This is a genomic window from Sinorhizobium sojae CCBAU 05684, from assembly GCF_002288525.1.
In the GTDB taxonomy this organism is placed as follows: domain Bacteria; phylum Pseudomonadota; class Alphaproteobacteria; order Rhizobiales; family Rhizobiaceae; genus Sinorhizobium; species Sinorhizobium sojae.
Map to the genome: position 1 here is coordinate 2165872 of NZ_CP023067.1, position 14434 is coordinate 2180305.

The window sequence follows — 14434 nt, forward strand, 5'->3', positions numbered from 1 at the left end:
CGCACCGCCTCCAGGCCTTGCTCAGCGCTTCACCTGGAACGTATGCTCGATTCCCGGAAACGTACGGGCCTTCACCTCGTTGGCATAGTCTTCCGCCGCCTTTGAGATCGCCGGAGCGAGCTCGGCGAAGTGCTTGACGAAGCGCGGCTTGAAATCGTTGAACAGCCCGAGCATGTCGTCGGAAACGAGGATCTGGCCGTCACAGGCGGGCGACGCGCCGATGCCGATCGTCGGCGACCGGAGCATTGCGGTGATCTCGCGGGCAACCGGCTCCACCGTGCCCTCGATGACGATCGCGAAGGCTCCGGCATCGTCGATCGCCTTGGCGTCACGACGGATCTTCGCCACTTCCTTGTCGTTGCGCCCGACCGAGCGATAGCCGCCGGTGGTGTTGACGAGTTGCGGCATCAGCCCGATATGGCCGAGCACCGGAATGCCGCGGCAGACGAGGAAGTCGACCGTCTCGGCCATCTCCGCCCCGCCCTCGAGCTTGACCGCGCTGCACCCGGTTTCCTTCAGGACACGCGCGGCGCTGCGGAAGGCCTGTTCCTTCGATTCCTGATAGGAGCCGAACGGCAGGTCGACGACGACGCAGGCGCGCTCTGCGCCGCGCATCACCGCCTGGCCATGAGCGATCATCATGTCGAGCGTCACGCCGACAGTGGTATCGAGGCCGTAGAGCACCATCCCGAGCGAATCGCCGACGAGCAGGAAATCGACGTGCGGATCGAGGAGCCGCGCAACCGGCGTCGTATAGGCCGTGAGGCTGACGATCGGCCGCTCACCCTTCAGGGCCTCGATATTGGCGGGGCTGAGCCGCCGCTTGGTGTTCTGGACGCTCATTCTCAGGCTACCTTTGCATAACGGGCGGAGTTCGGTGCGATGACGCGATTGTCGAGCAGCTTCGTCGACCCGAAGCGAACGAAAAGCAGGAGCAGCACCGGCTTATCGCCGATCTCCCCGATCGGTTCGAGGCTCTCCGGGTCGCGCAACGCAACCACTTCGGGACAGGCGAGCGGCTCGGACGAAAGAAACGCTGTTACCCCCTTCTCGACCGTGCCGGGATCGGTCTCTCCGCTTGCAATCAGCCGCTCGGCCTCTTCCAGGGCCTTGGGCACGATCGCAGCGACGCGGCGCTCCTCCGCGGTGAGATAGACATTGCGCGACGAACAGGCGAGCCCGTCGTCCTCCCGTACCGTCGGCACGCCGACGACGGTCACCGGCTGCGCCAGATCCTCCACCATGCGGCGGATGATCTGCAACTGCTGGAAGTCCTTCTCGCCGAAATAGGCGCGGTCGGGCTGGACGATGTTGAAGAGCTTGGTGACGACGGTCGCAACGCCGGCGAAATGCCCGGGCCTGACCGAGCCCTCGAGCTCGGAACCCAGCTTCGGCAGGTCGACCACGGCCTCCATCGGCCGCGGATACATGTCCGCAACGCCGGGTGCGAAAAGGAAGTCGACGCCGCCCTCTTCAAGCATCTTCTCGTCGCGGGCGAGATCGCGCGGGTATTTGGCAAGATCCTCGCTCGGCCCGAACTGCAGCGGGTTGACGAAGATGCTCGCGACGACCACGTCGTTTTCGCTGCGTGCGCGGCGCACCAGTTCCATGTGACCGACATGGAGATAGCCCATGGTGGGAACCAGTCCGATCGACTTCCCGGCGCGTCGGTGCTCGGCAAGCGCCGCACGCAATGCGGCGATGGTGGTGATGGTCTTCATCTCCGGACCCTCCAATCCGCCGGGGCTGTGGCAAGATGCGCCCCGCTTCGCTGATATGGCTAGCCGCCAGCCCCGCGAAAAGGCAATTGCACAAAATTTGGCGGCAAAGCTCTATCTTGTGCGGCGCAAAAACACAAATGGAAATGGCGGAAGCGTGGCGACATCAAGGCGGGAGCGACAGGAGAACCCTGGGCTTGAAGCGCTGCGAGAGCGGCGTTTCAGGCAACCGGCTCGCCGATTGTGGCGGCGCAGTCCCGGATGACCGAGGCCTTGAAAGCCGTTGCCACCGCGCCAGATAAATTTCCCGCCACCTGTCGGCCAGCGGCCTCTGCCCGCGTCCTTGGCCAGTCACGTCAAACAATCACGAGGAAAATCCATGCGCATGATCTTCGTCAACTTGCCGGTCAAGGACCTCAAGGCCTCCCGCGCCTTCTTCTCTGCCCTCGGCTTCACCTTCAACGAGCAGTTCTCCGACGACACCGCCGCCTGCACCGTCGTCGACGAGAACATCTTCGTCATGCTCCTGACCGAGCCGAAGTTCCGCGATTTCATCACCGGCGAGATCAGCGACACCGCCAAGGGCACCGAAGTCATCACCGCCCTCTCCGCTTCGAGCCGACAGGAGTGCGACGACATGCTGGAAAGGGCGCTTGCGGCAGGCGGCAAGCCCTGGAAGCCGGCCATCGACTACGGCTTCATGTACGGCGTCAGTTTCCAGGACCTCGATGGCCACGTCTGGGAATTCATGTGGATGGATATGTCAGCGCAGCAGGCGTGAGCGACGGGCGGGACCCGCAGCGCCTTCGGGGTCCCTCTACGCCGCCGACGCGGCGTAGAGGGACCCCCTCCTTCAGGAAAAGCCGCGAAGGCTTTGCATACGATGCGAGCGACGGAATTCCTGGCGCGGCTGTGACTGCAATGCACCTCTCCGGCGCGGCATCCCCGCGCCCGCCGCGGCTCAACTGCCGATCAGCGCCAGCCACTCGTCCTCGTCCATGGTCTGGATGCCGAGCTCGCGCGCCTTTTCGAGCTTGGAGCCGGCGCCAGGGCCGGCGACGACGATGTCGGTCTTCTTCGACACCGAACCCGCGACCTTGGCCCCGAGGCTCTCGGCCTTCGCCTTCGCCTCGTCGCGCGTCATCTTTTCAAGAGAGCCGGTAAAGACGACCGTTTTGCCGGCGACCGGACTGTCGGTCGTGACCGGCGTTTCGGCGCTCTCCGGCGTCACCTCTTCGAGCAGGTCGGAGATGACCTTGACGTTGCGCGGCTCCTTGTAGAATTCGACGATGGCGCGTGCGACGACCTCGCCGATGCCGTCGATACTGTTGAGCTCGTTCCAGGCGTCACCCGAATAGCTGCCCGCCTCGTTCATCGCCGCGCCGAAGGCCTCGTAGCTGCCATAGGATCGCGCCAGCAGCTTCGCCGTCGTCTCGCCGACATGGCGGATGCCAAGGGCGTAGATGAAGCGGTGGAGCGCGATCGAGCGGCGGGCATTGATCGCATCATAGAGCTTGCGCACGCTGACCCTGCCGAAGCCCTCAATGTTCTCGAGCTTCGTCAGCGAAGTCTCCTGCCGGCGCTCCAGCGTGAAGATATCGGGCGCGGTGCGGATCTTCAGATTCTCGTCGTCGCTCTCGAAGAAGAACTCGATCTGCTTGGAGCCGAGCCCTTCTATGTCGAAGGCATTGCGCGAGACGAAATGTTTCAGGTGCTCGACCGCCTGTGCCCGGCAGACGAAGCCGCCCGTGCAGCGGCGCACCGCGTCGACCTTGCCGGACTTCTCATTGATGTCGCGCACCGCATGGCTGCCGCAGACCGGGCACGCCGTCGGGAAGCTGTAGGGTGCCGCCCCCTCCGGCCGCTCATCCATCACGACGTCGACGATCTGCGGGATCACGTCCCCTGCCCGCTGTACGATCACCATGTCGCCGATGCGGATGTCCCGGCCATCGCGGATCGACTCGCCATTGTTGCCGACGCCGCGAATATAGTCCTCATTGTGCAGGGTCGCATTGGTGACGACCACGCCGCCGACGGTGATCGGCTCCAGCCGCGCGACCGGTGTGAGCGCACCGGTGCGGCCGACCTGGATGTCGATGCCCTTCAATCGCGTGAAGGCCTGCTCGGCCGGGAACTTGTGCGCGGTTGCCCAGCGTGGGCTACGCGAGCGGTAGCCGAGCCGGGTCTGCAGGTCGAGCCGGTCGACCTTGTAGACGACGCCGTCGATATCGTAGTCGAGATCCGGGCGCTCACGCTCGATCTGGTGATAGTGCTCCAGCAGCTCGTCGGCGGAATGGAATCGGCGCATCAGCGGATTGACCGGAAAGCCCCAGGCCTTGAATGCCTCCACCATGCCGAACTGCGTATCCGCCGGCATTTCCGAGACTTCGCCCCAGCCATAGGCGAAGAACCGCAGCTTTCGGCTCGCCGTCACTTTGGCGTCGAGCTGCCTGAGAGAGCCGGACGCGGTGTTGCGCGGATTGACGTAAAGCGGCTTGCCCTGCGCCGCCATCTCGGCATTCAATGCGGCGAAGTCCGACTTCGCCATATAGACCTCGCCGCGGACCTCGAGCACATCCGGCGCCCCGGCCGGCAATGTCTGCGGGATCATGCCGATCGTGCGGATATTGGCGGTGACGTTCTCTCCCGTCGTGCCGTCGCCACGCGTCGCCGCCGTCACCAGACGTCGGTTTTCATAGCGGAGCGACATGGAAAGCCCGTCGATCTTCGGCTCGGCGGTAAAGGCAAGCGAATGGTCGGGGATGAGACCCAGATAGCGATAGATGCTCGCCACGAAGTCGCGCGCGTCCTCGTCGGAGAACGTGTTGTCGAGCGAGAGCATCGGCCGCGCATGGAGGACCGGCTGGAAGGTGAGCGACGGTGCCGCGCCGACCTTCCTCGACGGGCTATCCTCGCGGATCAGCGCCGGAAAGCGGGCCTCGATCAGATCGTTGCGCCGCTTCAGCGCGTCGTAATCCGCATCGCTAATCTCCGGCGCATCCTGCCCGTGATAAAGCGCATCGTGGCGCGCGAGTTCAGTGACCAGGAAGGCAAGCTCCTCGGCCGCTTCCGTATCGCTCAATTCATCGACGGGTTTCTGATTGTTCGACATGCGCCACGACTCCGAAATGGGAGTTGTCTTATAGCAAAGATCAGCGACGGGAAGATCAGTTCCCTCGCGTTTTCAACGCCTTTGCGTTGGAAAGATCACCCATTCCCCGCCAGCAATCTTGCCGCGGCCGCTCTCGCTTCCTCGGTGATCGAAGCGCCGGCCAGCATGCGGGCAATCTCCTCGGTGCGCGCGTCGTCGTCCATGCGGGCGACACGAGTCGCGATCGTTTCGGCCCTCTCCGCCGACGGCCCCTTGGAGATCAGGAGGTGTGTCGCCGCGCGGGCGGCGACCTGCGGCGCATGGGTGACGGAAAGCACCTGAACGGTCTTCGAGAGCCGCTTCAGCCGCTGGCCGATGGCATCCGCAACCGCGCCGCCGACGCCGGTGTCGATCTCGTCGAAGACGAGCGTCGGCGCCGAGCCGCGATCGGCCAGCGCCACCTTGAGCGCCAGCAGGAAACGCGAAAGCTCGCCGCCCGAGGCGACCTTCATGATCGGCCCCGGACGGGTGCCGGGATTGGTCTGCACATGGAACTCGACGACGTCGATACCTTCTGCCGTCGGCGTGGCCGGGTCGGTGGCGACCTCGACCATGAAGCGCGCCCGCTCGAGCTTCAGCGCCGGCAACTCTTCCATCACGGCGGCCGAGAGCGCCGCCGCCGTGTTGCGGCGCTTCTCCGAAAGCGCGCGGGCTGCCGCGTCGAAGGCGGCCCGTGCCTCCGCGACTTGCACCTCGAACTGCTTCAACTTCTCTTCGCCCGCATCGAGATCGGCGAGGTCGGAAATCATCCGTACGGCGAGAGCCGGCAGTTCGACGACCGGGACGGAATATTTGCGGCTCGCGGCACGCAACGCAAACAGCCGCTCCTCGACGCGCTCCAGTTCCTTCGGGTCGAACTCTGTATTGCGCAGTGCCCGTTCCACTGCCATCTGCGCGTCGGAAAGCTGATTGAGCGCGCCGTCCAGAAGCTCGACGGTTTCTTCGAGCAGGCCCGGCGCCTCGTGACTCTTGCGCTCGAGCCGCCGGACGAGCGAGGCGATCAGAGGCACTGGCGAGGCGTTGCCGTTCAGGAAATCGGACGCCTCGCTGATATCGCCTGCGATGCGCTCCACCTTCATCATCCGCGCCCGGGCTTCCGCCAGCTCCTCCTCTTCGCCGTCGCGCGGTGACAGCGTTTCCAGTTCCTCCACGGAGGAGCGCAGGTAATCCGCCTCCCGCGCCGCCGCTTCCACCTTTTCACGATGCTTCTTCAGGCCGCGCTCCGCATCCTTCCAGGCACGGTAGAGCGCCGCCACCTCGTCCGCCGCCTCGACGGTGCCGCCGAAGGCGTCGAGCAGCGCACGATGGGCGTCGATGTCGACTAGCGCCCGGTCGTCATGCTGGCCGTGAATCTCGACGAGCGTCTGCCCCGCCTGACGCATCAACTGCACGCTCACCGGCTGGTCGTTGATGAAGGCTTTCGTGCGGCCATCTGCCGATTGCACGCGGCGGAAGATGAGATCGCCGTCGTCGTCAATGCCGTTTTCGCGTAGAAAGAGCCGCGCCGCGTGCGCCGCCGGCACGTCGAACACGGCCGTCACCTGCCCCTTGTCCTCGCCGTGGCGGACGAGCGAGCCGTCACCGCGCCCGCCGAGTGCCAGCGACAGGCTGTCGAGGAGGATGGATTTGCCGGCGCCGGTTTCGCCGGTCAGCACGGAGAGCCCGGCGTCGAAGCTGAGGTCAAGCCGTTCGATCAGGACGATATCGCGGATCGAGAGCTGCGCGAGCATCCGATTTCAGATCTTCCTAGAGCAGTTCCAGCAAAAGTGCGTAGCGGTTTTGCATTCGGAATTGCGTGAAAACAAAAGGCAGGGCGCGAGGCAATCAGGCGCCGATGAGCTTCTTGCCGGCGCGCGCGATCCAGGACGTGCCGCTTTCGCGCGGTTCGAGACCGCCCGACTGCAGCAGCTTATAGGAATCGGCGTACCACTTGCTGTCCGGGTAGTTGTGTCCGAGAACCGCCGCCGCCGTCTGGGCCTCCGCCGTCACGCCCATGGCGTAATAGGCCTCGACGAGACGCGCCAGCGCTTCCTCGACCTGATTGGTATTGGAATATTGCTCGACGACGACGCGGAAGCGCGAAATGGCGGCAAGATATTCCTTGCGCTCGAGATAGTAGCGGCCGACCTGCATCTCCTTGCCGGCCAGCTGATCGCGGGCGAAACGGATCTTTGCCTGCGCATCGTCGACATATTCGGACTCGGGATATTTATCCACGACCACCTGCATCGCTTCGATCGCCTTCATCGCAGGTTTCTGGTCCTGCGTCACCGCCGGAATCTGTTTCGTATAGGCGAGGCCCTGGATATATTGCGCATAGGCCGCGTCTTCCGACTGCGGATAAAGGTTCAGATAGCGATTGCTGGAGTTGATCGCCTCCTGGTACTGGCCGTTGCGGTAAGCGACGAAGGCATTCATCACCAGCGCCTTGCGTGCATACTCGGAGAAGGGATGCTGGCGGTCGATGGCCTCGAACTTGCGCGCCGCTTCGGTGGTCTTGCCGGCATTGAGGTTGGCGAGACCCTGGTTGTAGAGCACTTCCGGCGGGTCCGTCTCGGCGGTGAGTTTGGTGATATCGATGTCGGGATCGTTCTGGCAGGCGGTGATCAGGCTGCTGCCGGCGAAGGTCGCAAGGACGACCGTGGCAACGCGCGCTGCTTTTCTCATCTCAACAGAAACTGCAAGAACCATCGGATATTCCCGTTTCCCCCTACAACGCCGCGCGTATGATCCGACGCGCAAAGGTCGCTGTAGCATTTTTAAGTTGCTGCATGATTCCTTAAATCGTTCTCGATGTAAGGAATCATGCAGTCGCGGCCAGCACCCGCCAGACTTGCGGGTTTTAGAGCAAGTTGCCTAAAGACCGCAACGTCATGATCGGCAATTCATGCAAATTTGTGGCATTGTGCGGCGCCCTGCGTCATTTCAGGCGCACAGGTGGCGCCGAAACCGCGAACGACTTGCCGACTTCGCCTGAAAGAAAATGCCGACCCCTCAGGGCCGGCGACTGGAGAACCGAGGAATTCTGTTACTATGCCGACCAGGGTGCAAAGCCGGTGGCGGCAACCGCGACCATGTCGCGCGAGCGGGTGCGCTGACGCTGGCTCGCGGTTTCCACCACTTCATAGGCGCTCGGATCGCTGAGCAGAGCCTTCAAGGCATTGGCGTTCATCTTGTGGCCGCCGCGATAGGACCGGTAGCAGCCGAGGAACGGCGCGCCTGCCAGCGAAAGATCGCCGACAGCGTCGAGCGTCTTATGGCGAACGAACTCGTCCGCATAGCGAAGCCCCTCGACATTGATGACCGTGTTGTCGTCCGAGATCACCACTGAATTCTCAAGCGACGAGCCGAGCGCAAAGCCGCCCGCCCACAGCCGCTCGACGTCGCGCATGAAACCGAAGGTGCGCGCCCGCGACAATTCCCGCTTAAAGACCGCGGGGGTGAGATCGCCCTTCCAGGACTGGCGGCCGATCAGCGGACAATCGAAGTCGATCTCTACCTCGAAGCGCATGCCGTCATAGGGCATGAACTCCGACCAGGAGGCGCCCGATTCGACGCGCACCGGCTTCAGGACGCGGATGTAGCGGCGCTTCACTGCAAGCGCCTGGATACCGGACTGCTCGATGGCCTCGATAAAAGGCTCCGAACTGCCGTCCATGATCGGCATTTCCGCGCCGTGCACCTCGATCAACAGGTTGTCGAGGCCGAGCGCGTAGATCGCCGCCATGACGTGTTCGATGGTCGCGATCGAGGTCGCCGGCGAAAGGCCGAGAACCGTGCAAAGATCCGTATTGCCCACCTGCGACGAAACGGCCTTGAATTCGCTGACACGCCCGTCCGCTAGCACTCGCTGGAATACGATGCCGGCATCGGCCTCGGCGGGATGGAAGGTAATCTCCACCTCGGAGCCCGAGTGAACGCCAATCCCCTTGAGAGTTACCGGGCTTGCAATCGTCGTCTGAAACCCGAGCAGTTCAATTCCCATTCTCGTCGTCACTTTCATTTCACGGCCAAGGCCAATCTGCTAACGAGTACAGCGACATTCGACACCTTCGGCTCGATACCCGTAATCGAACCCACAGCGCCCAATCGAATCGCATGCACCCCCAAATCCGATCGTGAAAATAAGAGTTCGGAGGCACCATTCCAAATCACTGTTCGTTTCGTTTTGTTACGCAATTCAAATGCGCACAATAGAACGGGTAAACCACCGATTTTGCAACGAGAATTTAAAATGCCCGGGCGTGAGCCCGGGCATCGGCAAGGCGAAGGAACGACCTTCGAATCAGCTCGACTGGCGGCGCAGGAAGGCCGGAATTTCGAGCTGATCGTCGTCGTGCGCACGCATCTGCGGCGTGACGCGGCCCTGATCGTCGAGCTGGCCGCGCCGCGGCGCATAGAGGCTTGCCTCCGGCGACAGCGGCCGGCGCTGCTGCGAGGCGGCGCTCGGCGCGGCTGCGGTCATGTCGGCAGAGACGTTTTGGGTGTCCCTTTCGCGCAGACCGAGCGAGCTCGTGATCCGGTTAAGGAGCCCCATCGGGCCACGCTCTTCCTGCAGCGAGGGCGCCGGCTGCGTGCGGCGTTCCATCTCGGCTTTTACGACCGGCGGAAAATCCTCGACCTTCGGCATGCGGACCGGCTCGGCATGCTGGCGCACGACGGCGGCCGGTTCCTGGCGAACCGGCTGCGGCTGCGGCTGAGCCTGGGCCTGTACGGGCGCATCGACCGGCCGCTGTACCGGCTGAACCTGGCGAGCTACGGGAACGGCTTCCACCGGGGCGAGGCCGGCAAAGAGTTTGCTCTGCGGACGAAAGGCCTCTTCCTGTGCCGGCTGCGCAGGGGTTGCGACCTGAGCGCGGGTGGCGATATCCAGCTCGCGTTCCATCTCGGCCTCACGGATCGCCAGAGCGATGTGATCGACCGGCTGTGCCGGCTGCGGCGCGGCCTGCTGAAGCGGCGGCTGCGGTTGAGGCGCGGGCTGCTGCTGCACCGCCGGCTGCGGAACAGCGGCGGACGGGCGAACGATCGGCTTCGGCGCTACCGGGCGAAAGTCGGCAGAGCGGCCGGAACCTTCCGCCACCGCGCGATCGATACCGGTTGCGACGACCGAGACTCGGATCAGGCCCTCAAGCTCTTCGTCGAAGGTCGCGCCGAGGATGATGTTGGCGTCCGGATCCACTTCCTCGCGGATACGCGTCGCGGCTTCGTCCACCTCGAAGAGGGTGAGGTCGCGGCCGCCGGTGATGGAAATGAGCAACCCTTGAGCGCCCTTCATCGAGGTCTCGTCGAGCAGCGGGTTGGCGATTGCGGCTTCGGCAGCGGCCATGGCGCGGCCCTCGCCGGAGGCTTCGCCCGTGCCCATCATGGCGCGGCCCATCTCGCGCATCACCGAGCGGACGTCGGCGAAGTCGAGATTGATGAGGCCTTCCTTGACCATCAGGTCGGTGATGCAGGCGACGCCCGAATAGAGAACCTGGTCGGCCATGGCGAAGGCGTCCGCGAAGGTCGTCTTGTCATTGGCGATACGGAAGAGGTTCTGGTTCGGGATGACGATCAGCGTGTCGACCGACTTCTGCAGGTCGGCGATGCCCTGGTCGGCAATGCGCATGCGGCGCCCCCCTTCGAATTGGAAGGGCTTGGTGACGACGCCGACGGTGAGGATACCCTTGTTGCGGGCCGCCTGGGCGACGATCGGGGCCGCGCCCGTGCCGGTGCCGCCGCCCATGCCGGCGGTGACGAAGCACATATGGGTGCCGTTCAGGTGATCGATGATCTCATCGATGCACTCCTCGGCGGCCGCCCGGCCGACTTCCGGCTGAGAACCGGCGCCGAGACCCTCGGTGACGGCGACACCCATCTGGATGATCCGCTCCGCCTTGGTCATGGTGAGCGCCTGCGCATCCGTGTTGGCGACGACGAAATCGACGCCCTGGAGGCCTGCGGTGATCATGTTGTTGACGGCGTTGCCGCCGCCGCCGCCGACGCCGAAGACCGTGATGCGGGGCTTCAGCTCGGTAATGTCCGGCTTCTGCAAGTTGATGGCCATTTTACCGTTCCTTCTCTTTCTCTGGCCGCCTTGCCGAGTCGGCCAAATCCTTGAAAACTCAAACACCCGGTTTCGCCGGCAACTGGTGCCCGGCGAAGCCTAAAAGCTTTCCTTCAGCCATTGCCCCACGCGGGCAATGCGGCTGTTGCCGCCGCCGAAGGCCGAGAACACGCCGCCGTCGCTGGCATGGGTCTCGAGATCGGCAACCTGCGGGTAGATCATCAGTCCGACGGCCGTGGAAAATGCCGGCCCCTTTGCTGCGGCCGGCAGACCGGAAACCCCGAGCGGCCGACCGATGCGGACATTGCGCGCCAGCATGCGTCGAGCCGCCTCCGGCAGGCCGGTCAGCTGGCTCGCACCGCCCGTCAGCACGATCCGCTTGCCGACGACCGGGCTGAAGCCGGAGCGCTGAATGCGGTCGCGGATAAGCTCCAGCGTCTCCTCGATGCGGGCCCGCACGATGCGGGAAACGAGCTCACGCGGGACATGGGTCGGCTGGTCGCGCTCATCCTCGCCGATCGGCGGAACCGAGACGATATCGCGCTCGTCGGCGCTGTTGGCGAGCGCCGAGCCGTGCACGACCTTGAGCCGTTCCGCATCCTCGATGCGGGTCGAAAGACCGCGCGCGAGGTCGGTGGTCACGTGATGCCCGCCGAGGCTGACGGCATCCGCATGGATAAGCTTGCCTTCGGCGAAGACGGAGATCGTCGTCGTGCCGCCGCCCATGTCGATTGCGGCACAGCCGAGTTCGACCTCGTCGTCGACAAGTGCTGCCAAGCCGCTGGCATAGGGGGTGGCGACCATGCCTTCGACCGAAAGATGCGCGCGGTTGACGCAGAGCTCCAGGTTCTTTAGCGCCGCCCGCTCCGACGTCAGCACATGCATGTCGACGCCGAGCACGTCCCCGAACATCGCCAACGGGTCACGAATGCCGCGCTCGCCGTCCAACGAGAAGCCGGTCGGCAGCGAGTGGAGGATCGCCCGGTCCGTGCGCTGGGACTGCTGGCCCGCGGCGGCAAGCACCTTCCGCAGGTCGTTGGCATCGACTTCCTGGCCGCCGAGGTCGATCGTCGCGGTATAGACGTCGCTCTGCAGGCGCCCGGCCGAAACGTTTACGATCAGGCTGTCGATCGTCAGGCCCGCCATGCGCTCGGCGGCGTCGACCGCAAGCCGCACGACGCTTTCAGCAGCATCGAGATCGGCGATCACGCCATTCTTGACGCCGCGCGACTTCTGATGGCCGATGCCGATGATTTCGATGTTGTGGGTGCGGCCGGGAAGAATCTGGCTTTCGGCGCGTGGCGTCAGCCGGCCGATCATGCAGACGACCTTGGTCGAACCGATATCGAGCACGGAGACGACATGAGACCGCTTCGAGGAAAGCGGCTTCAGGCGCGGAAGACCGAAACTGGAGGAACCGAACAGGTTCATATCCGCTTCTCCTGTTTCTCCAGCTCCTTCAGCATCTTCTCCCTCGCCTTGAGCGCGACTTCCCGGCGCGCCACGGCATCCGGGGTCAATTGAATGGTCGTCCGATCGTCGAGCCGCAGATCGACGGCGGCAATGTCGCGCTCGAGAAGCTGATGCCCCTCTTCCATATCGGCGAGCACCCTCATCGCCCGGGCAACGCCTTTTTCGGGAAGCTTGACGACGATGCCGTTCTTGAGGACCAGATCCCAGCGCCGCCCCGCCACACGCACGAATGCCTTCACGCGTGCGCGGAATTCCGGCCAACGGGAAAAATCGTCGTAGAAGTTGGCAGCCGCCGTCTCGGCATCGCGGCCGACAAAGAGCGGCAGCGCGGCGAACTTGTTGTCGCGCAAAGGCGCAATGACGCTGCCGCTGCGCTCGATGAGCGAAAGGTCCGATCCGTGCTGCCAGATACCGAAGGCCTTGCGCTCCGCGAGGTCCACCTCGATCGTGCCGGGATAGACCTTGCGCACGGTGACGCTCTCCACCCACGGCAGTTCGCCGATCAGCCGGCGCGCCTCGGCGATGTCGAGCGCGACCAGCGACGTCGCCCCGTCGAGCCCAAGCTGCTGGAGAATATCGATCTCCGAGGTCTGCTCATTGCCGGAAACGCGCACATCCTCGATCGCAAAGCCTGCGGCGGTCGTCGAGGCCTGGGCGAAATTCTGCGTGTGACCGCCGAGCGACATGCCGTAGAGGCCGGTCGCCAGCAGGAAGGCGGCGGCGGAGAAGGTCCCCGTATGCGCAGGAAAACGGACGCGGCCCGTACCGAGCCCGACGAGCAAGCGTACGCTTTTGCGCAGCGGACGCGGCAACACGAACGCGCCATCCGCTTCGGCCGAAACGCCGAGCGGGTGACGAACCCTTTTGCCCCTGTTGCCCCTCAACGCAAGCACGATGCGTCCTCCACCATCCACCTGAGAAACTCGCCAAACTGAAGGCCTGCATGCTGCGCCATTTCGGGCACCAGGGAGGTCGGAGTCATGCCGGGCTGGGTGTTGATCTCCAGCCAGATAAGCTCGCCCTCGCCGTCGCCACGATCATCGAAACGGAAGTCGGAACGACTGACGCCGCGGCAGCCGATTGCCTGATGCGCCTTCAATGCGAGTGTTTGTATTTTTTGGTAAATATTTGGTGAAATCTCAGCGGGAATGACGTGTCTTGAGCCACCTTTTACGTATTTGGAATCATAGTCGTAAAAGGCGTGACCCTGCGGGATGATTTCAGTAACGCCGAGAGCCATGTCGCCCATCACGCCGCAAGTGAGTTCACGCCCGGCGACATAGCGCTCGACCATGACCCGGTCGCCGTAACGCCAATCGCTCGACGTGATGACCTGGGGCGGATGCGACTGATCCTCCTTGACGATGACGACGCCGAAGCTCGAGCCTTCGCGCACCGGCTTGACCACGTAGGGCGGCTTCATCGGATGATCGCTGCCGAAAGCATGTCGATCCATCACCAACGCTTCGGCAACGGGTATGCCGGCAGCCTTGGCGACATGCTTGGCCTGCGCCTTGTCCATGGCGAGCGCGGAGGCGAGCACGCCGGAATGCGTATAGGGAATTTCCAGATACTCCAGAATGCCCTGGATCGTGCCGTCCTCGCCGAAGGGGCCGTGGAGCGCGTTGAAGGCGACATCCGGGCGAAGTTCCGCAAGTACCGCCGCAACATCGCGCCCGACATCGACGCGCGCAACGCGATAACCCTCGGCTTCCAGAGCGTCCGCGCAAGCTGCCCCGGAAGACAGGCTCACGGGCCTCTCCGAGGAAAATCCACCCATCAGGACAGCAACATGCCTGCCGCTCATTCAAACCCCCAAAACAATACGCCACTATCGCGAAGCTTGCTTGCGCCTGGCTGATTCCAGCCGTGAGTCGCGAGATCGCCGCGTAGGGCCACTACAACGACATTATGGTTAATGAACCGTTTACTTTGGTTAACTCTTGTTGCGGTGCCAGTGCGCCGCGGTCCGAGCAGAATCAACCGACACCAGCCGTTGCGGCTGAATCGGGGCTTTCTAAGGCGGAGGCAGGAAATGTGGCG

General features: G+C 63.9%; 11 protein-coding genes. 1 reads left to right on the forward strand and 10 read right to left on the reverse strand.

Annotated features, from left to right (window positions below):
- Window positions 1-21: 21 nt before the first annotated feature.
- Together panB and panC are read right to left on the reverse strand one after the other, a co-directional pair.
- Window positions 22-843 (reverse strand): 3-methyl-2-oxobutanoate hydroxymethyltransferase, encoded by an 822-nt coding sequence (gene panB, locus SJ05684_RS10700; protein ID WP_034851130.1) that lies wholly within the window; start codon window positions 841-843, stop codon window positions 22-24.
- 2 nt (window positions 844-845) lie between these two features.
- A complete protein-coding gene (panC, locus tag SJ05684_RS10705; RefSeq protein ID WP_034851132.1) occupies window positions 846-1721 on the reverse strand; it encodes a pantoate--beta-alanine ligase in 876 nt (291 codons plus the stop codon).
- Between the two features lie 376 nt (window positions 1722-2097).
- On the opposite strand from panC, the gene SJ05684_RS10710 reads away from it, so the two are divergent.
- Complete coding sequence (locus SJ05684_RS10710; protein WP_034851134.1) at window positions 2098-2499, forward strand: VOC family protein; 402 nt, start codon at window positions 2098-2100, stop codon at window positions 2497-2499.
- Window positions 2500-2679: 180 nt separating this feature from the next.
- On the opposite strand, the gene ligA is transcribed toward SJ05684_RS10710, so the two are convergent.
- From ligA to SJ05684_RS10750, 8 genes are all read right to left on the reverse strand, one after another.
- A complete protein-coding gene (gene ligA, locus SJ05684_RS10715) occupies window positions 2680-4833 on the reverse strand; it encodes an NAD-dependent DNA ligase LigA (RefSeq protein ID WP_034851136.1) in 2154 nt (717 codons plus the stop codon).
- A 95-nt stretch (window positions 4834-4928) separates the two neighbouring features.
- Entirely contained in the window at window positions 4929-6602 is a 1674-nt protein-coding gene (gene recN / locus SJ05684_RS10720; protein ID WP_034851137.1) for a DNA repair protein RecN, read from the reverse strand.
- A gap of 94 nt (window positions 6603-6696) precedes the next feature.
- Window positions 6697-7563: an outer membrane protein assembly factor BamD gene (locus SJ05684_RS10725; RefSeq protein WP_034851139.1), complete on the reverse strand. Its 867-nt coding sequence runs from the start codon at window positions 7561-7563 to the stop codon at window positions 6697-6699.
- 340 nt (window positions 7564-7903) lie between these two features.
- Window positions 7904-8857, reverse strand: coding sequence for a UDP-3-O-acyl-N-acetylglucosamine deacetylase (lpxC, locus tag SJ05684_RS10730; RefSeq protein ID WP_034851141.1), 954 nt, complete (start codon window positions 8855-8857; stop codon window positions 7904-7906).
- Between the two features lie 300 nt (window positions 8858-9157).
- Window positions 9158-10918 carry a cell division protein FtsZ gene (gene ftsZ, locus SJ05684_RS10735; RefSeq protein ID WP_034851143.1) on the reverse strand — a complete coding sequence of 587 codons (1761 nt, stop codon included), beginning with the start codon at window positions 10916-10918 and terminating at the stop codon, window positions 9158-9160.
- 99 nt (window positions 10919-11017) lie between these two features.
- On the reverse strand, window positions 11018-12349 hold the full coding sequence (gene ftsA, locus SJ05684_RS10740) for a cell division protein FtsA (protein WP_034851146.1): 1332 nt from the start codon (window positions 12347-12349) through the stop codon (window positions 11018-11020).
- Window positions 12346-13284, reverse strand: coding sequence for a cell division protein FtsQ (ftsQ, locus tag SJ05684_RS10745; protein ID WP_034851148.1), 939 nt, complete (start codon window positions 13282-13284; stop codon window positions 12346-12348). Before ftsQ ends, ftsA begins: the two co-directional genes overlap by 4 nt.
- Complete coding sequence (locus SJ05684_RS10750) at window positions 13272-14198, reverse strand: D-alanine--D-alanine ligase (protein ID WP_034851150.1); 927 nt, start codon at window positions 14196-14198, stop codon at window positions 13272-13274. The genes ftsQ and SJ05684_RS10750 overlap by 13 nt, the downstream gene beginning before the upstream one ends.
- Between the last annotated feature and the right edge of the window lie 236 nt (window positions 14199-14434).

Excerpts from the sequence above, each read along its gene's own strand:
- ftsA (WP_034851146.1), bottom strand. The coding sequence starts at position 12,349 with ATGAACCTGTTCGGTTCCTCCAGTTTCGGTCTTCCGCGCCTGAAGCCG.
- recN (WP_034851137.1), bottom strand. The coding sequence starts at position 6,602 with ATGCTCGCGCAGCTCTCGATCCGCGATATCGTCCTGATCGAACGGCTT.
- SJ05684_RS10725 (WP_034851139.1), bottom strand. The coding sequence starts at position 7,563 with ATGGTTCTTGCAGTTTCTGTTGAGATGAGAAAAGCAGCGCGCGTTGCC.
- lpxC (WP_034851141.1), bottom strand. The coding sequence starts at position 8,857 with ATGGGAATTGAACTGCTCGGGTTTCAGACGACGATTGCAAGCCCGGTA.
- panB (WP_034851130.1), bottom strand. The coding sequence starts at position 843 with ATGAGCGTCCAGAACACCAAGCGGCGGCTCAGCCCCGCCAATATCGAG.
- ftsZ (WP_034851143.1), bottom strand. The coding sequence starts at position 10,918 with ATGGCCATCAACTTGCAGAAGCCGGACATTACCGAGCTGAAGCCCCGC.
- SJ05684_RS10710 (WP_034851134.1), top strand. The coding sequence starts at position 2,098 with ATGCGCATGATCTTCGTCAACTTGCCGGTCAAGGACCTCAAGGCCTCC.
- panC (WP_034851132.1), bottom strand. The coding sequence starts at position 1,721 with ATGAAGACCATCACCACCATCGCCGCATTGCGTGCGGCGCTTGCCGAG.
- ligA (WP_034851136.1), bottom strand. The coding sequence starts at position 4,833 with ATGTCGAACAATCAGAAACCCGTCGATGAATTGAGCGATACGGAAGCG.
- SJ05684_RS10750 (WP_034851150.1), bottom strand. The coding sequence starts at position 14,198 with ATGAGCGGCAGGCATGTTGCTGTCCTGATGGGTGGATTTTCCTCGGAG.